Origin of the sequence: Amycolatopsis taiwanensis DSM 45107, assembly GCF_000519205.1 — a bacterium.
GTDB classification, from domain to species: Bacteria; Actinomycetota; Actinomycetes; order Mycobacteriales; family Pseudonocardiaceae; genus Amycolatopsis_E; species Amycolatopsis_E taiwanensis.
This window is the reverse complement of the sequence record NZ_JAFB01000033.1, coordinates 54,611-74,925: the sequence shown is the minus strand read 5'-3', so window position 1 is coordinate 74,925 and position 20,315 is coordinate 54,611. Positions and strand designations below refer to the sequence as shown.

The window sequence follows — 20,315 nt, the reverse complement described above, 5'->3', positions numbered from 1 at the left end:
GCGCGGTCACAAGCTGATCAACCGCCGGGCGCTCGGTGTTCCGCCTGCCGCCGCGCCAGCAGGAACGCCGCCTGCCGCCGCAGCCGGGCACCTGGCGCCCGTGCCGCGCCGACCATCCGGTCCACCCGCGGCACCGTCCACTGTGGAGCCGTCGCGGTCCGCTCGGTCAGCGAACGCTGCTCGGCGTACTCGGCCCGCTGGGCCTGGGCGGACAGCGAGCCACGGCCGATCCGGAACGCGGCCAGCGACTCCGGCATCCCGTAGAAGTCGCCGTGTTCGAGCAGCCGGATCCACAGGTGGAGATCCAGCGGGAACCGCCACCGCCCGTCGAATCCGCCCACGGCGTCGAAATGTTCCCGCCGGAACAGCGCGCCGGCCGGTTCGCCGAGCGGGTTTCCGCCGTGCCGCACGATCTTGCGGATCACCGTGCGGCTGTCGTGGCGGCCGAGCAGGCCCCGCAGGCCGCGGTTGCGGGCGATCGGGCGGGCCTGCTCGTTGACCAGATCGCGGCGGCTGCAGACCAGCGCGAGACTCCGGTCGCCGGCCAGCACCGCGTGCTGGCGCTCCAGACAACGCGGATGCAGCAGGTCGTCGGCGCACACCAGTTTCACCAGCGGGGCGGCGGACTTGGAGATCACGCGGTTCCAGTTGGCCGCCACCGGCAGCACTTCGGGGTTGCGCAGGACGCGCAGGCGCGGGTCGGTGAAGCCGCGCAGGATGTCGGGAGTCGCGTCGGTGGAGGCGTTGTCCAGCACGAGGAGTTCGAAGTCTTCGAAGGTCTGGCGAAGGACGCTGTTGATCGTCGCGGCGAGGTACTCTCCGGCCTGGTAGGCCGGGATGCACACGGAGACGCTCGGGCTCATGCCTTTTCCTCCGCGAGTTTGCGCTCGGGGCGCGCGCGGTGGTCGCCTTGATTGCCGCGGCTTGACTCAGGGCTACTCATGTCTTTCTCTGTTCCTTCAGGACGGCACCAGCCCCACGACGATCCGCCAGATGGCGCCGACCGCGGTGAGGACGGTGAGGAGCACGGCGACCAGGTCGAGCGTGCGAATCCGCCCCGTGCGCGCGGTCGCGGTGTCCGCGGAGCGGCGGCCCACCGCGAGTTCCTTGAGCACGGTGCGCACGATCAGCACGATCAGCAGCGCCACCCCGAGTACCGCGGTGATCGTGGTGAGCACATCCGCCAGGCTCACCGGGTTGGCTCCGGCTGGACGAGCCGGGCCGGCACCCCGGCGTAGACGCCCGGCACCGGGCAGTCCCGGGTGACCACCGCGCCCGCGGCGATCACCACGTCGGGGGCGACACGCACGCCGGGCAGGATCTGCGCCCGCGCGCCGACCCACACCCGATCACCGATCACCACCGGCCGGGGCCGTGGCGCCCGGGACACCGTGCCGTCGGGCAGGCGGTCGTGATGCGAGGTGACGATCATGACCTGCGGGCCGAACTGGCAGCCCTCCCCGATGCGGATCTCCCCCACGGTCTCCAGGTAGCACCCGTGGTTGAGGAAGGTCCGCCGCCCGATCTCCAGGTTCCGCAACGGCCCCATCACCCGCAGTCCGGGAAAGATGTTGCCGGAGTGGATGCGCCCGCCGAGCGCCCGGTACCCGGCCAGCCGCAGCGGCCTGGGCACCAGCGAACTGGCGAGAACCCCGTTGACGAACGTCCCGATCGTGACCGACCACAACTCGATGTAGAGCTGCCTGGCCAGTGTCCGGCCCAGCCCACCCTGCTCGCTCAACCCGTTCCTCCACCGCTGCCCGTGACGACCTCCTGCGCCGGCGTGGCCCGCGCCAGCACCATCGAGGTGCCGTCGCGGAACACCATCCGGTACAGACCCGTGCCCTCCAGCTGCGCCGTCAGCTCCTCCCCGAAGTGGGCGGGCACCTGATCGAAGATCTTCAGGTAGGCGAACTGGGGTCCGGTGAGGACAAGATAGTCGGGCCCGTCGGTGCGGATGCAGTCGACGAGGGTGGGCAGGTTGCCCAGGTTGGGGCAGTAACCGTCCACTTCGTACTGGGACACCTCGCCGACCCGCAGGAACGACAACGGGACCGAGTTGACCAGCGAGTCCACCCGCTGCCCGGGATGTGCCCGCTCGACCGCCCAGGTGGCGGCGGCGATGTCGCTGGTGGTGAAGCTGGTGTAGGCGTCGTTGCCGCCGCGCGCGGTGACCGTGCCCGCGATCAGCCCGGTGATCACCACCCACGGGACGGCGACCAGCGCGATCGTGCGCGACGGGCGGCTCCGCCACCGCAGCCGGCGCACCAAGGTGATCACCCGTTCCAGCGCGATCGACGCGGGCAACGCCAGCAGGGGCAGTGCGAACAGGAAGCACCGCATGAACACCTCGCCGCCGTAGGGCTGGGCGACGGCGATCGCGAACGGCGAGACGCACAGCGCCGGCAACAGCCACGACCGCAGGGAATCCCGGCGCATCAGCACGATCCCCGCCGCGGCCAGCAGCACGACGAAGGCGCAGATGCCGATCCGGGTAACCAGCACCACCAGATGCCCGATGTCGCCGGCGAACCGGCTGACGATGCCCTGGTCCACCGACGAGGAAAGGTCGCCGAGCGGGCTGAGAATCATCTGGATCAGCTGCCCGCTCCAGAACTCCGAGGCGCCGAGCGAAAACCACACCACGGCGGCGCCGAGCACCAGGAACGGCAACCAGGCCGACCAGAGCCGCCCGAACAGCAGCAGTAACAACAGCAACGCGCCGAGCAGGAACGGCGTCAGCTGGTGGGTGACCGCCAGGGCGAGCCCGATCAGCACCACCGCGCCCTGCGCGACCAGCCGGGCCTTCGGACTGGACCGGGGCGCCAGCCGCGCACGCAGCCGGGCCTTCACCGGCTCGGTCAACCGGGGACGTACCAGGTGCCGGAAGGTCAGGGTGAGCGCGGCCAGCAGCAGCACCATGGCGGTGCCCTGCGGGGAGAAGTAGTCCTGCTCGGTCCAGTTCGCCGCGAGGAAGATCCACGGCGCGAGCCACGACGCCCGCCGGTTGCCCAGCGCCGAGACCGCCATCGCCCGCACCCCGAGCACGGACAATCCGGAAAGGACGACCGGCGCCCAGTTGAGCAATCCGATCGCGTTGGGCAACCCGGCCGCCTTGGTGATCATCGCGACCAGCGAGAAGAAGCCCGCCCAGGAGAACCGGGCGTCGTAGTTGTGCAGGATGTCACCGTGGGTGGCGATGTAGTCGGCGAATCCCGCATGCAGCCAGGCCACCGGCAACCGCGCCACCTGCTCCACCGCCGGCTGGAGCGCGTAGACGCCGAGAACGCCGAGCGTGGTGTAGCACGACAAGACCCAGTTGCGCGGCTGGTAGCGCAACAACTCCAGTACCACCGCGGCGACCAGCAGCGGGTAGGACAGCAGCAGCGGTACGGACAACTCGGCGACCAGTCCGGCCCCGCCGAGTTGCTCCGGCGCCACCGGATGCAGCCCGATGATCCAGAGGATGACCGAGACCGCGGCGAGCCCCGGCCCGAAGAACGGGTCGGCCAGCAGCGCCGGACGCGCCCCGCGGCCTTGGCGCCGCGGCTGCTCGGGGGTGTCGGGCGGTTTCGGTTCGGCGGACGGTGGCGTGGGCGTGAGCCGGCCCAGCACGGGGATGTAGCGGGTCGGCGAGTTCAACGGCGCCGGAGTACTCGGCTTCTGGCCCGGATCGCGCCGTTTCCCGATCGGGCCGAGGAACCGGGTAGGCGCGTCCCAGATCCCTGTGCGCGCTCGGGGTGCAGCCTCCGGAACCTGCTGGGGGGCACGCCCCCGAGCCCCTGTGCCTTCTGGGGGTGCAATCCCCAGATCCTGCTTGGGGGCACGCCCCCAAACCCCTGTGCCTTCTGGGGGTGCAACCCCCAGACCCCGCTTGGGGGCACGCCCCCAAACCCCCTTCACGCGCGCCCTCGCAGGTGCAGCAGCACGATCACGGCGAGCACGGCCTGTGTGACGAACATGCCGACGCCGAAGGCGAATTCGCTGGGCATCAGCGAGGCGAGCCCGATCGCCGCGGCGGCGGTGGCGGCCTGCGGGAGTGCCACACCGAGGCCCCGCCCGGCCGCCAGGTGCACCGCGACGCCGACGATGACCACCAGCCGGGGCAGTTGCGCGGCGAGCAGGATGCGCAGCAGGTCCGCACCCTGGGTGTAGTCGGGCCCGAAGATCGTCAGCAGCACCCCGGCGAGCAGGCCGCCCGCGAGCAGCACGGGTGCGAACACCAGAACCAGCCGCCCCGCGGCCTTCGTCACCAGGGCCCGGGCCTGCCCCGGTTCCGTGGAAAGGCGCACCACCAATGGGTTCACGAACGACGTGGCGGCCACGTCGAGCGCGTTGATCGCGGTCCAGACCACGAAGAAGACCGCGTTCGCCGCCGAGCCGAACCGGTGCAGGACGATCAGCGGCACCACGTTGTAGAGCACGACGACGCACAGCATCGCCGGATAGGCCGGCGCCAGCAGCCGCACGACCTCGCGCCGGTCCGGCAGCATACCCACCGCGGCCTGTCCAGACCGTGCCCGCCGGTACACCAGCACGGTCACCACCAGCACCCCGAGCACGGTCGGCACGACCCAGGACAGCACCAGCCCGAGCGCGCCCAGCGCCGGGGCAAGGGCGCCGAGCAACGCCAGCCGCAGCGCGCTGAACACGCCGTTCTCCACCGGCACCCAGCGCGCCTTGCCGAGGCCGGTGAGGACGAAGTCCTGGAACTGGAACAGGGTCCAGCCCACCGCGGCGGGCAGGAACAGCGCCAGGCCCGCGGGCACCCGGTGTACGACGTCCGCGCCCGCCGGGACCAGCACGAACGCCGCCGAGGCGACCAGGCTGCCCGCGAGCACCGCCAGGTAGCCCCGGCCGAGCAACCGGCGCCGGTGGTGGCCGGCGCGGGGAAGCCAGCGCAGGACGGCGGGTCCGAGCCCGAGCTCGGCGATTCCGGCAACGAGCAGGAAACCCGAGACGAACGCGGAGGTATCGCCGACTTCGGCGGGCGGCAGCAGCCGCGCGGCGAGCACCCACCCGATCATCCCGGCGGCGGCGGTCACCGCCGCGCTCGCGGTGAGCGCGAGCCCGTCGGCCGTCATCCCGCGCGCCGAGGTCTCCGCGGTCTCCGAGGTCTCCGTCACGGCGCACCGGCCGCGGGCTCACCGGGTGTTTCGCGCGCGACGGCCGGCAACTGGGAACGCAGCACGTGATGCGCCAGCAGCGGGACACAGACGCAGGCGAGGATCGCCAGGGCGGCCTCCGGGTGCCAGAACTTGGTCAGTACCAGAAACTGCGCGAGGACGATGCACACCGAAAGCGACAGGCCGACCGCGCTGATCCAGGTGACCGACAGATGGCGCACGTTCACGTAGGAGATCAGTGACCAGCCCGGAACGGTGAGGACGAACAGCAGGACCACCGGGGTCCGGACCGGGTTGGTGAAGTCCGCGACGATCATCAGCACGGTCATCGCGCACACCGCGAGCATGCAGTAGGCGGTGATCCGCCGGATCCTCAGCTGCTCGCCCACGGGCTCCCCTCTCTTCCGCGAGTCTGCGCGCGGCCATGGAAATGTTCACCGATGGCACCAGCGCCCGCAAAACCGGGTCACTGCTGTTTCTCCGCGGGTTTGCGCGCGACAGTGTCCGGTGGGGGCTCCGCCCCCAGACCCCCTTGACCGTGTCGACAGGGCGCGCGTGGTCGTCACCCTGATTGCCGCGGCTTGGCGGAGGGCGTATCACCGCCGGTCTGCCCGCGGGGTCGTGCCACCCACGAGCGGGCCAGCGCCAGCGGGCCCTCGATCATCCCGTAGCGCTCGTCGCGGCGGAGCTGCCGCAGCCGGGCGCGTGCCGCGCGGTCCGACAGCGGGAGTTCGGGTGTCCGCGACGCCAGCCGCGACAGCCCGCGCGGGACCCGGCGCAGGATCGAGAACACCACGACCGGTTGGCGCAGCACGGAACGCACCAGCATCGAGGACAGGCCCACGCCGTAGCCGCGCATCTGCTCGCGCAGTTCGAGCCAGTCGGCGCGGTGGGTGTGCCGCGCGACCGCGTGCGGGGTGTACACCACCGTGCCGCCCGCCCGGGCCAAGCGCACGAACAGGTCCAGGTCCTCCCCCGCCATCGCCGGGGTGCCCGGCCCCAGCAACGGGTCGAACCCACCGAGCCGCTCGAAGGTGTCGCGGCGCCAGGTGGTGCAGCTGCCCGGGCCGTAGCGCGCCATCGACAGCGGGTAGAGCGGGTCCTCGCGGGCCGTCTCGCGGTTGAGCCGCTGCCGCTGCACGGTGTGGCTGTAGCCCTTGAGCCGTTCGAAGAGCACCTCCGCGTCGGTTTCCAGGCTCGCCGGGAGCACCAGCGCGGTCACGCACCCCACCGACGGATCGGTGGCGAACTCCTCGGAGACGGCGTCGAACCAGCCCGGCTCGACACTGATGTTCTCGTCCACGAAGGCGATCAGCTCACCGCTGCTCGCCCGCGCGCCGCTGTTGCGCGCCACGCTCACGCCCTTGCTCGGCTCGACGAGATAGCGGGCGCCGAGGGCCTCGACCTCCGCGCGCAGCCACGCGTCACCGGCCGGTTCGGGCGGGAAGTTGTCCACCACCAGGATTTCCAGCTTCGGGTAGCCGGCCTGAAGCGCCGCCCGGACGCTGGCGACCGCCTGCTGCTTGCGGTGCGCGGTCGGGATGACGACGCTGATCAGCGGCCGGTCGAACGCCGGGCACGGCGGGCTGTCCACCGCGCCACGGTTGACCGGGTCCAGCCGCACCGTGCCGTCCCGCACCGGGAGGAGCACGACGTCCAGGGTCCGGCGGCCGTCGCGCACCAGCACCTGGGCGGCCCGGTAGGTGCCGACCGTGCGCGGTGGCACGGACAGCTCGGCCGGCGCACCGGAAGCGTCCACAGTAGACACGTGGATCGGGCCGTGCACCAGCCTCGGCAGGCTCGGCCGGATCCGCAGCCGCTGCCCGGCGACCGCGCCGCGCAGGTACCCGGCCGCGGTCGCGGACACCACCGTGCCCAGTGCGAGCGCCCCGGACACGCGGCCGCGCGCGAGCTCCCGGATGAGCCCGGCCGGGATCACCTTGCGCAGGTAGTCGCGCTCGGTGGCCAGGGCCGCGTCCGCGCCGACCGTCCGCGACACCTGGGCCTTGGAGATGCCCTCGCCCCAACCCCGGCGACGCAGGTAGGACCAGGTGAGCCGGTCGGGCGTGACGCGGTGGCCGACCACCGCGTCGGGCCGGAACAGGATCACCGAGCCCGGCGAGGCCTGCCGCAGCCGGATGCACAGCTCGGTCTCCTCGCAGCCCAGCGGGGTGCGGCCGACCCGGCCGAGGTCCTCGGCGAACCGGCCGGCCAGCTGGAACGCCTCACGGCGGAAGGACATGTTGCAGCCCATGAGGTTCCGCACTTCAGTGTCCTCTGTGGGCTGTCCGATGTAGGTGCAGCCGACGACCCAGTCCAGCTCGCCCGGCAGCAGCTCCGGCCGGTGGCCCGCCGGCCACTCCGGCCGCGCCGCGCCGCCGACCGCGAGCACCCGCGCGTCGCGGTAGCCGAGCAGCAGTTGTTCGAGCCAGTCGCGCGCGGCCACCGCGTCGTCGTCGAGGAAGGCGATCACCTCGCCCTTGGCGAGGTCGATCGCGGTGTTCCGCGCGCCGGACAGCCCGCGTTTGCCGGTGTTCTCGATGACACTGACCCCGACGAACTCCGCGGCCGCGCGCTCGGCGAGGTCCGGGTTGCCGTCGATGCAGACGATGATCTCGCCGGGCGGCACGCTCTGCTCGCGCACCGAATCCACCGCCTCGACCAGGTCGTACCACCGGCGTTCGGTGTAGGCACAGATGACCACGGAGGTGGTCAGGTCCACAGTCCCGCTCATACCAGACCTTCGGCTTCCCACGCCGGGGTGAAGCTGCCGAACCGCCGGGTGCGCCGCTGCTGCCCGACCCGTTGCCACTCCGCGACGAGCGTGCGCAGCACCCGGCCCCCGTCGCTGAACGTGCGCAGGTTCGTGTCGCCGTACAGCCGCCGCCGCTCCACGCTGGGCACCTCGGTGATCCACAGACCCAGCGCGGCCACCCGGCAGTTGATCACCGTCTCGATCTCGAAACCGTCGCCCCACACCATGGTGTCGCCGGGCGGGCCGAACACCGGCGGGAGCGCCAGCCGCGGTACCAGGTCCCGCCAGAACGCGTTGTAGCCGTAGCAAAGATCGGTGAACCCGCCCCCGAACAGCGTGTTGCTCAACTGGTTCAGGCCAAGATTGCCGGCCGCGCGCAGGCCGGTGATGTCGTGGCTGCCACCGCCCGGCGCGAACCGCGTTCCCTTGGCGAAGTCCGCACCCCCGACGAGCGCCCCGACGAACCGCTCGATCTCGGCGGGATCTGCCGAACCGTCCGCGTCGAACATCACGATGACGTCGCCCGAGGCCGCGAGGAAGCCACAAGCGAGCGCGTTTCCCTTGCCCCGCCGGGTTTGCTGGATGACCCGGACGCCCGGCCGAGCCGCCCGCGACACCGCCACGGTGTTGTCGTGGGAATGCCCGTCGACGACGATCACCTCGTGCACCGGCGGCAACTCCGGCAGTACCTCGCGCAGGTTGGGCGCCTCGTTCTTCGCCGGCACCACGACCGAGACGCGCGGGTCGGGGCCCCGGCGCGGCGGGCAGGCGGCCGCGTGGGCGATCGCGTCCGCCAGGTTGTCGAACTCGTTGGCGTCAGCCGCGAGCGGTCTTTCCGTGTCGGTAATGGTCACTGGTCGTCCTCGCGTGGCTCGGGGGAAAGGTTGGCGCGGAAGTCGTTCACCGAAACGGACGCCTCGGGGCCGCTTCAGGTTCGCCGGAGATCGGCCCGTAATCCGCCTTTCTCCCGTTGTGCCTTCAGCCACGCCAGCCGGGTGTACCGGGTTCGGAACCCGGCCTCGGTGAGCCCATGCCGGGTATAGGTATCGGCCAGCTCCCGGGCACCCGCGCCGACCGTCCAGCGCGCCTCGAAGCCGGGCAGTGCGGCCCGGATACGGGAGAAGTCCACCCGGTAGGAGCGCGGGTCCGGGCCGGCCTCACCGGTGATCACCAGGCGCGAACCCGGCACGGCCTCGACCACCGCTTCGGCGATCTGGCGCACGGTCAGGTTGTTGGTCTCGGTGCCGACGTTGAAGGCCGTGTCGTGGACCGCTTCGACCGGGGCGGTCAACGCGGCCGCGAACGCGCCCGCGATGTCCAGCGCGTGCACCAGGGGGCGCCACGGGGTGCCGTCGGAGAGCACCCGCACTTCTCCGCTGAGCACGGCATGGCCCACCAGGTTGTTGAGCACGATGTCGGCCCGCGGGCGTGGCGAGAAGCCGAACGCGGTCGCATTGCGCAGGTACACCGGGCTGAACCCGGAGTCGGCGAGGTCATGGAGATCGTCCTCGACCCGCACCTTCGACTCGGCGTAGGGCGTCACCGGCCGCAGCGGGGCGTCCTCGTCGACCAGGCCGTCACCGGCCGCGCCGTAGACCGAACACGTTGACGCGTAAAGGAAACGGCGGACGCCGGCATCCTTGGCCAGCTTCGCCAACTGCACCGAGGCGGTGTGGTTGATCTGGTAGGTGAGCTCGGGTTCGAGCGAGCCGAGCGGGTCGTTGGACAGCGCGGCCAGGTGGACCACGGCGTCCACCCCGGCCAGCCGGTCCGGAGTGACGTCGCGCAGGTCCACCGCTTCGCCGGGCGGGTCCGCCGGGTGCGGCCCCAGCACGCAGTCGGCGAACAGTCCCGAGTCCAGCCCGGCCACCTCGTGGCCGGCGGCGCGCAGCACCGGCGCCATGACCGAACCGAGATAGCCCTGATGACCGGTGAGCAGTACCCGCATGGTCATGTGCCCACCCTCACTCGTGCACCCGGCTGTTCCCACAACATCCACGGGCGCGCGCCGCTTTCGTACGCGGCGTCGAGCGCGGCGCGTTCCTTGAACGTGTCGGCGGGCTGCCAGAAGCCGCGGTGCGGGTGGGCGATCAGGCGCCCGCTCCGGGCCAGCGCGCCACACGCGTCCTCGACGAGATCGCCGTTCTCCGGCAGATGATCGAAAACCTCCTGCCGCAGCACGAAATACCCTGCGTTCTCCCACACCGGCAGCCGGTTCGCCGAGCTGATCGACCGCACGCGGTTGTCGTCGAGTTCGACGCAGTGGAACGAAAGTTGTGGCGGCACCACCATCATCGACGCCGCCGCGTCACTGGCGGCGAGGTTGTCGATCATGACGTCAAGCGGCGCGTCGGTGAGCACGTCGGCGTAGTTGGCCAGGAAGATCTCCTCGCCCGCGACATGCTCGCGAACCCGCCGCAGTCGCTCGCCGATCGAGGACTCGATTCCCGTGTGCACGAACGTGATCCGCCAGTCGCTGATGTCCGTGGACAGCAGCTCGACCCGGCCGTCGCGCAACACGAAATCGTTGGACGCGGTTTCGGTGTAGGTGAGGAAGAAGTCCTTGATGTGGTGCGCACCGTAGCCGAGGCACAACACGAAGTCCCGGTGCCCGAAATGCGCGTAATAGCGCATGACGTGCCACAGCAGCGGGCGCGGTCCGACCATCTGCATCGGCTTGGGTACGTCGTCGGCGGGGCCGTTACGCATCCGCATGCCGTACCCGCCGCAGAACAGCACGACCTTCAGGCCGTGCGACGGCTCGGGCGAACCGGTGCTCAAGGAGCCACCTCCAGGCGAGGAATGGGAAACACCAGGCGTCCGCCCCACTCGGCGACATAGGCCAACTGCTCGGTCAGTTCGGCGCGCAGGTTCCACGGCAGCACCAGCACGTAGTCGGGCCGGTCGTGCGCGAGCCGATCGGGGGCGAAGATCGGGATGCGGGTACCGGGCGTGTACCGGCCCTGCTTGTACGGGTTCCGGTCCACTGTGTACGGCAGCAGGTCCGGCCGGATACCGCAGTGGTTGAGCAGGGTGTTGCCCTTGCCCGGAGCGCCGTACCCGGCGACGCGCTCCCCGCGGCGCCGGGCCTGGATCAGGAAGTCCAGCAGGTCGGTGCGGACCTCGGCGACGCGCGCGGCGAAATCGGTGTAGCCGGACATCTCGTGCAGACCGGCCGCTTTTTCCGCGGTGAGGACCGCATGCACCCGCTCGCTGGGCGGGCCGGCCGCCGCTTCGGGCCGCGCCCACAACCGGATGGAGCCGCCGTGGGTGGGCAGGCGCTCGACGTCGACCACGGTCAGCCCGGCGGTCGCCAGCGCGCGCTGGGCGGTGGCGACGGTGTAGTACTGGAAATGCTCGTGGTAGATCGTGTCGTACTGGGTCGACTCGATCAGGCTGAGCAGGTGCTGCACCTCCACGGAGACCCAGCCGTCGTCGGCCACCAGGGCGCGAAGCCCCGCGGTGAACCCGCGGATGTCCGGAACGTGCGCGTAGACGTTGTTGGCCACGACGAGGTCCGCGGGCCCGTGTTCGTCCCGCACGGCCGCACCCGTGCCGGAGTCCAGGAACGCGGTCAGGGTGGGCACCCCTGCCTCGCGGGCGGCCTTCCCGACGTTGACCGACGGTTCGATGCCCAGGCACCGCAACCCGCGCTCGACCACGTTGCGCAGCAGGTAGCCGTCGTTGCTGGCGACCTCGACCACGAAGCTGCCGCCGTCCAGGCCGAGGCGGTCCACGGCCTCGTCGACGAAGGTTTCCGCGTGCGCCAGCCAGGAACTGGAAAACGACGAGAAATAGGCGTATTCGCTGAACGTGGTGGCCGGATCGATCAGCGGCGGTATTTGTGCGAGGTGACAACTGCCACACAACCGCAGGTGCAACGGGTAGGTCGGTTCCGGCCGGTCGAGTTCGGACTCGGCCAGAAAGGACTCGCACGGCGGGCTGGCGCCGAGATCGAGCACGCTCAGCAACTCACCCGACCCGCACAGGCGGCAGGTAAGTCCCTGGTCAGTCGGCATAGTCGCGGTGACACCCCCGTGGCACATCCCCGGGTTGCTTCCGGGACTCGAACGTCACGGTGACTATAGGCGGATCAGGCTCTCGCGTTACTCGCAACCAGATGACCGGTCTGAGCCAAGCGGTCCAAGCCCCGAGAACCGGGTGCCCGAGGGCGGAGCAATCCGCCCCGCGCGTAGCCCCTGACCAGGGAGATCAGGCGAGGATCCAGGCGCAGCCGGCCTCGTCGAGCACGGGGTTGGCGGCCCGCACCTCGGGCAGCAGATCGGGCACGAACAGCAGTACCGCGTCCGGTCGCGCCTCGGTGAGAATCTCCGGCCCGACAATGGGAATACCGCTCGCCGGCATCCGCCGGCCGCGCTTGGCCGGCGAGATGTCGACTATCGCCGGCAACAGATCGATATCGATTTGAGCTTGCCGGAGTAACACGACCGCGCGGGAGGCGGCGCCGTATCCGATCACCTGTCTTCCGTCTTCCGCGCAGCGGACCAGGCGGTCCCGCAGGCGATCGCAGGTCCGAACCACTTCCCGGGCGAGTCCGGCCACCCGCGCCGGAGAAGTGACGCCCGCCGCGAGTTCCGCACGCACCATTCGCGCCACCTCGTCGTCCAGCTCCTCGTCGAGCACCGCGGCAGCCCGGAACTCCAGCAGGACCGTTCCCCCGTAGAGCGGGAAGGTCCAGCCGCGCCCGGACCGCAGCCCCGCCGAGGTGGCGAGCGTGATCGCCGCCGGGGTCGAGTAATAGGCGAAATGGCCGTGGCGCAGGGCGTTCCACTGGTGCTGGGCCAGGATCGAGGCGAGCGAGTGGAACTGCATGAGCAGCGCGCCACCGGGGGCCAGCCGCGCGGCGCGCTCCGCCATCGCGGCCCGCTGGTCGGCCTCGTGCATCATCCCGAAACAGTCCACGACCAGGTCGGCGGGCTCGCCGGGAAGCGCTTCCCGCATGCCGGCTTCGCGCAGCAGCGGAAGCCACGAGCCGCCGTGCGGGCTGCCGAACTCCGCCACCGTCGCGCCGGGACGGACCAGTCCGGCCTCCCGCAGGGTCCGCACCGCGTCGGCGGCCTGCGTGGTCAGCGCCCGCGGCTCCACCCCGGCCGGCTCCTCGCGGGTGCCGGGATCCTCCACCAGTTGGGCCAGCGAGCAGGCCGCGCACAGCCACATCCGCAACGGGAACAGCGGATCCGGCCCGGGGTCGGCGGCGGGCGGGAACAGGTCGCAGGGTGGCTGCGCGCCGAGGTCGAGCACGACCTCGCCGTCGGTTCCCCCACAGGCTCGGCAAGCTGGCACGGTAACTTTCCTTCCCTGGTCACGACTTTCCGGATGGGGCGCGGCAGCGTCACCCGCGGCATCGACAGGAGCGAGCACGGTGCAGATCAAGGAAACCGAACTGCCGGGGGTCCTGTTGCTGACCCCCGTGCCCCACCACGACGAGCGCGGCTTCTTCATCCGGACCTTCGACGCCGCGATCGGGGCCGAGCACGGGATCGACCTCGGGCCGCGGGCTCAGGACTCGCAGTCGCGCACCCGCCGGGGCGTGGTGCGCGGGTTGCACGGCCGGTCCGGCCGCGGTGAAGCGAAACTGGTCCGCTGCGCGCACGGCGCGGTGCTCGACGTGGTGGTCGACATCCGCCCCGGCTCCCCAGCCTTCGGCAGGCACCTCACGGTGCGCCTCGACGACGTGGAGTTCACGCATCTGTACGTGCCTCCCGGGCTTTTGCACGGATTCCAGGCGCTGACCGAGACCGCGGACGTCTGCTACCGGATCGACCGTCCCCACGATCCCTCCGAGGACATCGCCGTCCGCTACGACGACCCGGACCTCGCGATAGCCTGGCCACTTCCGGTCACCACCGTCAGCGCGCGGGATGCGGCGGCTCCGCCGTGGCGGGAGCTTCGAGGGTGAGCGCCAGCTTTTCCACGTGGAATGCTTCCGCATAGCCGGCGTGCTGCTGGATGCCGCGCAGGCGAGCGAGGCCCAGGAAGGCGTCCTCGGTGTACCAGTCCTTGCCGTGCTGTGACGGGTAGTGCTTGCCGAGCAGTTCGGCCTTGCGGCGCGCGACCGGCCCGGTGAGCGGCTGGTAGACCGACGGCTGGGTCAGGTCGCCGTCCCACTTGGCGATCTCGTAGCCGAGTACGAGGTGGTCACGAAAGACCTGCGGCACGATCTCGCCGACCAGCCGGTGGTCCTGGTGGTGGTCACGCCGGTGCGGCGCGAACACCAGGTCCGGGTCGACACGCGCACGCAGCGCCGCGATCGCGTCCTTCGCCGCCGACCAGTGCGCCGGCATCCGGCCGTCCGGCAGGTCCAGCACGGTGACCTCGACCCACGCCGGGGCGCAGAAGTCCGCCAGCGCGGCCCGTTCCTCCGCCTCCCGCGCGGTGCCGCCGCCGGCGAGCACAAGCGCGTGGACGGACAGTTCCGGACGGCCGGTGCACAAGGTGAGCAGGGTGCCGCCGGCGCCGATGGCGATGTCGTCGCAGTGTGCGGCGAGCACCGCTACACGGCGGATTCCGGGCAGTCGCAAGGAGATCACGGCGACGAGCCTAGTACGGCGGCCGTGGTGAGCGATTTCGGTGGTCTACTAGATGATCTCTTGATCACGTCGACCATTGGGTCGAAATTTGGGCCGCACCCGAAAAGAAGGCTGTGGACGAGGGTTGGTGACCGGTTTCGCTGTCGGCCGCCAGTTTTCAGATGATGCACGAGTGGGCCGTTCGTACCGTTTTTCGACAGTAACGGGTCACTCATGACGCCGTCGGGTAACGGTTTTAACGTTTTGTTCGATGGACTGTCGATCGTTTGGTCGATAAACTATTGATACCCTGTCGCCGAGTGAAGGGCTCTCCCGTGATGTATGACTTGTTTTCGCTGTGCGGCGACGATATCGCGCGCATGTCCGACCGGGCTGCGGTAGAGACCATGGCCGTCGCACGGGAAGCGGTATGCCGGGCCGAGGCCGCCCAGGTGCACGCTATCGCCCGACTATGCCGGATTCGGGGTCATACGAGGTGGGTGGCCGATGAAGTCGCGCTCGAACTGTCGGTCAGCAGACAGGCCGCCGCGGGCCTGGTCGGTGCGGCGGAGGTGTTGACCACTCGGCTGCCGAAACTGTTGACGGCGATGGAGAATGGCAAGATCGACCTGCGTACCGCGGGAAAAGTTTGTGAGGTGACCGCGGCGCTGTCGGATGAACAAGCCCGTGAGGTGGACGAGCGGATCGCCGGGCGGCTGGCGGGCAAGGATTCGGAGAAGGTGCGGAGGATCGCGCGGGATGCGGTGTGCGCGGTCGACCCTGATGGGTATGCGGAGCGGGCGAAGAAGCATCGGAAGGATCGCCGGGTCGAACTGGTGCACGCTGAGGAGGGAATGGCTTCGCTCTGGGCGTATCTCCCCGCCGAAATCGCCAGCGCGATCTACGCCCGGGTGGACGGTATCGCCCGTAGGTTGAAGACCAAGGACGAGGAACGCACGCTTGATCAGCTGAGGGCCGATGTGCTGGCGGATCTGGTGTTGGGTAAGCACGAGGGACTACCCGGGGTGCTCGCTCAGGTGTATGTGCATGTGCCCATCGATGCGGCGTTGGGCATCACCGACACCGGATGCGAACTATCTGGACATGGCCCGATCCCTGGCGAGATCGCCAGGGAGATCATGGCCGATCCGAACAGTGTGTGGCGCAAGGTCACGTGCGACCCAGTCTCGGGTGCCGTATTGGATGTCGGTCGTACCCGGTACCGGCCGCCCGCCGCATTGGACGAGCTCGTCCGGGTACGCGACCGTGAATGCCGGGCGCCTGGCTGCCGTCGACCCGCCCAGCGCTCCGATGTCGATCACCACCGCGACTACCGGCGCGGCAAGAACGGGCACACCTCGCAAGCCAACCTCATCTGCCTATGTCGTGCGCACCATCGCTTGAAGGACGCCGACGAATGGGGCTTCCACCTCGACGAGGCGACGGGCGAGTTGACGGTGACAACTCCCACCGGACGCTGCCACACGACCCGGCCAGAACCCATCCTCAAACCGTCCGTCGGAAATCCCGACGAGTCCACAAAGGACGACCCGCGCGACGACACCCAAGAACCGCCCTACTGACCCCATAGCAGGCCGACTCCGGCTTGGCGGGCCGGACGCTCAGGGCAGGTAACCGGTGCCGCGGACGGGCTCCCGGGCGCCGGTGAGCCTGGACCGTGCCAGCCGCAGTCCGGCGAGCAGGGCGTTGCGCAGCTCGCGGGGGTCGATGATCTCGTCGTAGGTGACCGAACCCGCGAGCCGCCACGGTCCCGCCGCCTCGGTCTCGATCAGTTCTCGCCGGGTCCGCTCGTCCGCCTTCGCGGTGGCGCCACCGACCGCCGCCGGGATGCCGCCGAGCGTGGCCCCGGGAAAGGCCAGCGAGACGGTCTGCGCGTCGAAAGAGTTCATCCCCATCACCGAGCTGCCGAACCCGAAGGCCTTGCGCAACGTGACGTGCAACTTCGGGACCGCGGCGCGGTGCTGTGCGGCGAACATCCGCGCGGACGAGCGAAGGATTCCGGCGCGTTCGGACACGCTGCCGGCCAGTACTCCGGGGTTGTCCGCCAGCATCACCAGGGGCAGGCCGAACGCCGCCATCCGTTCCACGAACCGGGCGGCCTTTTCCGCGGCCGCGACGTCGATGGCGCCCGCGAGCACCATGGGCTGGTTCGCGACGATGACGGCCGGGCAGCCGCCGAGCCGGCACAACGCGGTGATCAGCGATGGGCCGTAGCCGGGCTGTATTTCGAACAGCGATCCGGCGTCGGCCAGCTCATGGCAGACCGCGCGCATGTCGTACGGTCGGCGCGCGTTCGGCGGCACGATCTCCAGGAGCGTATCCAGCGTGCGGGGGCCCGTGTCACCGCCGGAGAACGGTGGGGGCTGCCATGCGTTCGAGGGCAGATAGGACAGGTACCGGCGCGCCGCGGCCAGTGCCTGGTGCACGTCCGGTGCCACGCACTGGGCGACGCCGCTGATCTCGGCGTGCACCGCGCTGCCACCGAGTTCCTCCTTGTCCACGTTTTCCCCGACGGACGCGTGTACCAGCGGCGGTCCGGCGGTGAACAGCGAGGCGTCGCCGGCCACCATGACCGTGAAGTCGGAAAGCGGAGCCGCCAGCGCGCCGTGCCCCGCGGACGGGCCGGTGACCACGGTGACCGTCGGGACGATGCCGGCCAGGTCGGCCAGCGCCTGCAGGTCGTTCGGTGCCGGGCGATGCGCGGACAGCGCGTTGGTCGCGCGGTGCCCGGCGCCTTCGGCCATCATCACCAGCGGCACCCGTTCCTGGCGGGCCAGCACGGCCAGCCTGGTGCGCTTCGAGGCCGCCGCGGTCCCGATGGAGCCGCCGGCCACGGTGAAATCCTCGGCACCGACCAACACCGGCCGGCCGTCGATCGTCGCCGAGCCGGCGACGAACGCGTCGGCGGGAATCGTGCCGTCCCCGGCGAGCGTTCCCAGCTCGACGAAGCTGTCCGCGTCCACGAGCGCGTCGATGCGGGCCCGGGCATCGAGCCGGCCCGCTTCCCGGACCTTGGCGAGCTTTTCCGGACCGCCCATGGCCATCGCGGCCGCCCGCCGCTGCCGCAGTTCGTCGAGCAACGGCTGCCAGGCCTGCCGGTTGTCGTTCACTACAACTCGACCTGCTTGCGGTTCACCTTGCCGGTGGCGTTGCGGGGCAGCTCCCGCGTGGTGATCCGCCAGCGAGAGGGCACCTTGTAGTCGGCGATCCCAGCCCGCACATGGTCGCGCAGCTCGTCTTCGGTGACGCGCGCGCCGGGCGCCACGACCACGACGGCGGCGACCTCCTCACCGAGATCCGCGTGCGGCGCCCCGAGCACGATGCATTCCCGCACCGCGGGATGGGTGGCCAGCCGGTTCTCCACCTCCGCGGGGTAGACGTTCTCGCCGCCGCGGAGGATCAGGTCGGACCGCCTGGCCGAAATCCGCAGGTGCCCGTCGACCATCGTGCCGAGATCCCCGGTGCGGAACCAGCGATGGGGCGCGGTCGAGGCCGCCGTCGCCTCGGGGGCACGCCAGTAGCCGAGCATCATCAGCGGCCCGCGCAGGCAGATCTCCCCCTCGGTGCCGTCGGGTACCCGGTTCCCGTCGGGGTCGCGCACCTCGACCTGCATGGTGGGCACCGGCGTGCCGACGGTCTGCGGATCGTCGAGCAGTTCCTGCGCCGTGGCCAGCGTCGCGGCCGTGGACGACTCCGTCAGGCCGTAGCTGGTACCCAGCGAGCGGCCGGCCTCGGGAAGTGCCCTGCGCAGCTGGTCCCGCAGTGCCGGCGAGGACGGGGCGCTGTTCACCGTGATCGTCCGCAGCGAACTCAGGTCGTATCCGGACAGGTCGTGGTCCACCAGCCGGGCGAGCATCGTGGGCACCGCGCCCCAGTTCGTGACCCGCTTGGCCTCGATCAACCGCAGTATCCGGTCGATGTCGAACCGGCCGAGGTGGATGACCGCCGTTTCGCCGACGAGCAGCCGGATCACCGCGAGATTGTGCAGTGCCGCGATATGGAACAACGGCGTGACAAGGAGAAAGCGCCGATCCGACGGGGGATTTCCCAGCTCTGCCGCGATCGCGTCGTTGAGCAGATAGAACCAGCACGCGGCGATCACATTGCGGTGGGAGTGGGTCGCGCCCTTGGGGCGGCCGGTGGTGCCGCTGGTGAACAGGATCACCGCCGGATCGTCCTCGTGCACTTCCACATCGGACAGTCGCGCGCCGCGGTGCCGCTCGATCAGCGCCGACAGGTCCCGCTCCACCGAGAGCACCGGGATGCCCGGCTCGCCGGCGAGCACGCGACGCGGGGCATCGGCGATCAGCAGTGTCGGCTCGGTCAGCGCGATACCGTGCTCGATCTCCGGGCCGGCCCACCGAGAGTTCATCCCGACGGCGATCGCACCGAGCGACACGATCGCCCAGAACGCGATGATCCACTCCGGGTTGTTCGCGGAGCAGATCGCGACGCGATCTCCCTTGCCGACTCCGAATTCCGCACGCAGCGCAGCGGCCAGCGCGGCCACCGCGTCGTAGTGCTCGGCGTAGGTGATCGTCCGGCCCTCGGTCACGAGGTAGGGGCGGTCACCGAATTCTTTGGAGGTAAGCAGAAATTCGGTGAGCGCGCGCTGCCGGTTGGCGAAGACGGACATCGGCTCGCCCAGCACGTCCTCGGTACGGATCTCGAATCGCGCACCGGGCGCGGTGAGCCGTGCAAGCGCTTCCTCACGAGTGGTCACGCCGATCAGATCCTCTCGATCAGGCTCAACTGGCCGCCCCGATCATGGTTTCGGCGTCCAGGGTCTCCAGGACATCACCCAGTTCGGCGGCTGTCGCTTCGGCGCTGCCCAGTGAGAACGCGATCTGCCTGCCCCACAGAAAATAGCGGTGAATCGGGTAGTCGACGTCCGCGCCGATGCCGCCGTGCAGGTGCTGGGTCGCATGCACGACCCGCAGCCCCGCCCGGGAAGCCCACCACTTGGCCACCAGCGCCGCCGCCTCGGACTCCCGCTCCCGGCCGGCGTCGGCGAGCCACGCGGCGCGCTGGGTGGTGAGCCGGATTTGCTCCACATCCAGGTACGCGTCCGCTGCGCGCATCGCGACGGCCTGATTTGTCGACAGTGGACGTCCGAACTGGATCCGTTCGGACGTGTACGCGGCGGTCATCCGAAGCGCTTCACCGCAGACCCCGATCTGCACGCTGGAAAGCGCTATCCGGGCGCAGCGTCGTAGGTATGCCAGGATTTCCCGTCCGTCACCGGACAGAACGTCCGTTGTGGATACTCGGGCACCGTCGAGTGTCACGTTCGCGTAGCTCTCGCGGCTGGTGACTTCGACTTCGGTGACGACGACCCCTTCCCTGCTCTTGGGGAGGACCACCACGGTGATCTCGCCGGACTCCAGCCCGGCCGCGACGACGACGGCGTCCGCGACGGCCGCCGCGGGGACCGGCCCGAGGTCGCCGTGCAGGCGCAGTCCGTCGCCGTCGGGGACTGCCCGCGCCGCCACCGGCCGGCCCACCGTGCCCTCGATCGCGGCGGTGAGGATCGTCGAGCCGTCGACGAACGCGGGCAGCAACCGCTCGACCTGCGCACTGCCGCCGAACCGGGCCACTGCCGAGGCCGCCGTCAGCGCGGGCCACAACGGCACTCCAGCGACCCGGCGCCCCTGCTGCTCGAGCAGCGTGACCAGCCCCAGCAGCCCCATTCCGCTGCCACCGGCGGACTCCGGCAGTGGGATGCCGAGCGCGCCGGCCTCGGCGAGCACCTGCCACAGTTTCCGGTCGAATCCGCCGGCCGCCTCGGCCGCCTTGACCCGCTCAACACTCGCCTGGTCGGCGAAGATCCGCTCGGCGAGGTCGCGCGCCGCCCGGAGGTCGTCGTCGAGTTCGAATCGCATC

The 20,315-nt window shown here is 70.5% G+C and carries 18 protein-coding genes; 2 read left to right on the top strand and 16 right to left on the bottom strand.

From position 1 onward, the window contains the following. Positions 1-17 precede the first annotated feature (17 nt). From A3CU_RS0125285 to A3CU_RS0125230, 12 genes are all read right to left on the bottom strand, one after another. On the bottom strand, positions 18-863 hold the full coding sequence (locus tag A3CU_RS0125285; protein ID WP_027944653.1) for a glycosyltransferase family 2 protein: 846 nt from the start codon (positions 861-863) through the stop codon (positions 18-20). A 96-nt stretch (positions 864-959) separates the two neighbouring features. Next, positions 960-1,193 (bottom strand): hypothetical protein, encoded by a 234-nt coding sequence (locus A3CU_RS0125280; protein WP_027944652.1) that lies wholly within the window; start codon positions 1,191-1,193, stop codon positions 960-962. Further along, positions 1,190-1,741, bottom strand: a complete 552-nt coding sequence (locus tag A3CU_RS0125275; RefSeq protein ID WP_027944651.1) for an acyltransferase — start codon at positions 1,739-1,741, stop codon at positions 1,190-1,192. Before A3CU_RS0125275 ends, A3CU_RS0125280 begins: the two co-directional genes overlap by 4 nt. Next, the gene (locus A3CU_RS0125270) at positions 1,738-3,642 is read right to left on the bottom strand and encodes a hypothetical protein (RefSeq protein WP_245617326.1); all 1,905 of its coding nucleotides are present in this window, start codon (positions 3,640-3,642) and stop codon (positions 1,738-1,740) included. Before A3CU_RS0125270 ends, A3CU_RS0125275 begins: the two co-directional genes overlap by 4 nt. 257 nt (positions 3,643-3,899) lie before the next feature. Beyond that, positions 3,900-5,126, bottom strand: coding sequence for a lipopolysaccharide biosynthesis protein (locus tag A3CU_RS46560; protein WP_245617324.1), 1,227 nt, complete (start codon positions 5,124-5,126; stop codon positions 3,900-3,902). Next, positions 5,123-5,515: a DUF1616 domain-containing protein gene (locus A3CU_RS46555; RefSeq protein ID WP_245617323.1), complete on the bottom strand. Its 393-nt coding sequence runs from the start codon at positions 5,513-5,515 to the stop codon at positions 5,123-5,125. The genes A3CU_RS46560 and A3CU_RS46555 overlap by 4 nt, the downstream gene beginning before the upstream one ends. A gap of 173 nt (positions 5,516-5,688) precedes the next feature. Further along, positions 5,689-7,860: a glycosyltransferase gene (locus A3CU_RS50030; RefSeq protein WP_052372141.1), complete on the bottom strand. Its 2,172-nt coding sequence runs from the start codon at positions 7,858-7,860 to the stop codon at positions 5,689-5,691. Further along, positions 7,857-8,735: a glycosyltransferase family 2 protein gene (locus A3CU_RS0125250; RefSeq protein ID WP_027944649.1), complete on the bottom strand. Its 879-nt coding sequence runs from the start codon at positions 8,733-8,735 to the stop codon at positions 7,857-7,859. Before A3CU_RS0125250 ends, A3CU_RS50030 begins: the two co-directional genes overlap by 4 nt. A 74-nt stretch (positions 8,736-8,809) precedes the next feature. After that, positions 8,810-9,829 carry an NAD-dependent epimerase/dehydratase family protein gene (locus tag A3CU_RS0125245; RefSeq protein ID WP_027944648.1) on the bottom strand — a complete coding sequence of 340 codons (1,020 nt, stop codon included), beginning with the start codon at positions 9,827-9,829 and terminating at the stop codon, positions 8,810-8,812. A gap of 2 nt (positions 9,830-9,831) precedes the next feature. Next, a complete protein-coding gene (locus A3CU_RS0125240) occupies positions 9,832-10,629 on the bottom strand; it encodes a glycosyltransferase family protein (protein ID WP_027944647.1) in 798 nt (265 codons plus the stop codon). A gap of 29 nt (positions 10,630-10,658) precedes the next feature. Continuing rightward, positions 10,659-11,900 carry a class I SAM-dependent methyltransferase gene (locus A3CU_RS0125235; RefSeq protein WP_084143725.1) on the bottom strand — a complete coding sequence of 414 codons (1,242 nt, stop codon included), beginning with the start codon at positions 11,898-11,900 and terminating at the stop codon, positions 10,659-10,661. Positions 11,901-12,093: 193 nt separating this feature from the next. After that, positions 12,094-13,185, bottom strand: coding sequence for a class I SAM-dependent methyltransferase (locus A3CU_RS0125230; protein WP_027944645.1), 1,092 nt, complete (start codon positions 13,183-13,185; stop codon positions 12,094-12,096). Between the two features lie 79 nt (positions 13,186-13,264). On the opposite strand from A3CU_RS0125230, the gene A3CU_RS0125225 reads away from it, so the two are divergent. Then, positions 13,265-13,801: a dTDP-4-dehydrorhamnose 3,5-epimerase family protein gene (locus A3CU_RS0125225; RefSeq protein ID WP_027944644.1), complete on the top strand. Its 537-nt coding sequence runs from the start codon at positions 13,265-13,267 to the stop codon at positions 13,799-13,801. Here A3CU_RS0125225 and A3CU_RS46545 read toward each other — a convergent pair. Continuing rightward, entirely contained in the window at positions 13,752-14,432 is a 681-nt protein-coding gene (locus A3CU_RS46545) for a PIG-L deacetylase family protein (protein ID WP_052372140.1), read from the bottom strand. The two genes, A3CU_RS0125225 and A3CU_RS46545, sit on opposite strands and share 50 nt — an antisense overlap. A 317-nt stretch (positions 14,433-14,749) precedes the next feature. Between A3CU_RS46545 and A3CU_RS50620 the strand changes: the two genes are divergently transcribed. Further along, positions 14,750-15,994: an HNH endonuclease signature motif containing protein gene (locus tag A3CU_RS50620; RefSeq protein ID WP_342668930.1), complete on the top strand. Its 1,245-nt coding sequence runs from the start codon at positions 14,750-14,752 to the stop codon at positions 15,992-15,994. Between the two features lie 39 nt (positions 15,995-16,033). Here A3CU_RS50620 and A3CU_RS0125210 read toward each other — a convergent pair whose 3' ends face one another. The 3 genes from A3CU_RS0125210 to A3CU_RS0125200 are packed head-to-tail and all read right to left on the bottom strand — an operon-like array spanning position 16,034 to position 20,314. Then, the gene (locus A3CU_RS0125210; RefSeq protein WP_027944643.1) at positions 16,034-17,542 is read right to left on the bottom strand and encodes an acyl-CoA carboxylase subunit beta; all 1,509 of its coding nucleotides are present in this window, start codon (positions 17,540-17,542) and stop codon (positions 16,034-16,036) included. Next, the gene (gene casG, locus A3CU_RS0125205) at positions 17,542-19,155 is read right to left on the bottom strand and encodes a steroid-24-oyl-CoA synthetase (RefSeq protein WP_027944642.1); all 1,614 of its coding nucleotides are present in this window, start codon (positions 19,153-19,155) and stop codon (positions 17,542-17,544) included. Before casG ends, A3CU_RS0125210 begins: the two co-directional genes overlap by 1 nt. A 25-nt stretch (positions 19,156-19,180) precedes the next feature. Continuing rightward, the gene (locus A3CU_RS0125200) at positions 19,181-20,314 is read right to left on the bottom strand and encodes an acyl-CoA dehydrogenase family protein (RefSeq protein WP_027944641.1); all 1,134 of its coding nucleotides are present in this window, start codon (positions 20,312-20,314) and stop codon (positions 19,181-19,183) included. Position 20,315 lies beyond the last annotated feature (1 nt).

What these genes read in the sequence shown, in the direction of transcription:
- A3CU_RS0125285 (WP_027944653.1), bottom strand. Translation starts at nt 863, where the DNA reads ATGAGCCCGAGCGTCTCCGTGTGCATCCCGGCCTACCAGGCCGGAGAG.
- A3CU_RS50030 (WP_052372141.1), bottom strand. Translation starts at nt 7,860, where the DNA reads ATGAGCGGGACTGTGGACCTGACCACCTCCGTGGTCATCTGTGCCTAC.
- A3CU_RS0125245 (WP_027944648.1), bottom strand. Translation starts at nt 9,829, where the DNA reads ATGCGGGTACTGCTCACCGGTCATCAGGGCTATCTCGGTTCGGTCATG.
- A3CU_RS0125235 (WP_084143725.1), bottom strand. Translation starts at nt 11,900, where the DNA reads ATGCCGACTGACCAGGGACTTACCTGCCGCCTGTGCGGGTCGGGTGAG.
- A3CU_RS50620 (WP_342668930.1), top strand. Translation starts at nt 14,750, where the DNA reads ATGTATGACTTGTTTTCGCTGTGCGGCGACGATATCGCGCGCATGTCC.
- A3CU_RS0125200 (WP_027944641.1), bottom strand. Translation starts at nt 20,314, where the DNA reads ATGCGATTCGAACTCGACGACGACCTCCGGGCGGCGCGCGACCTCGCC.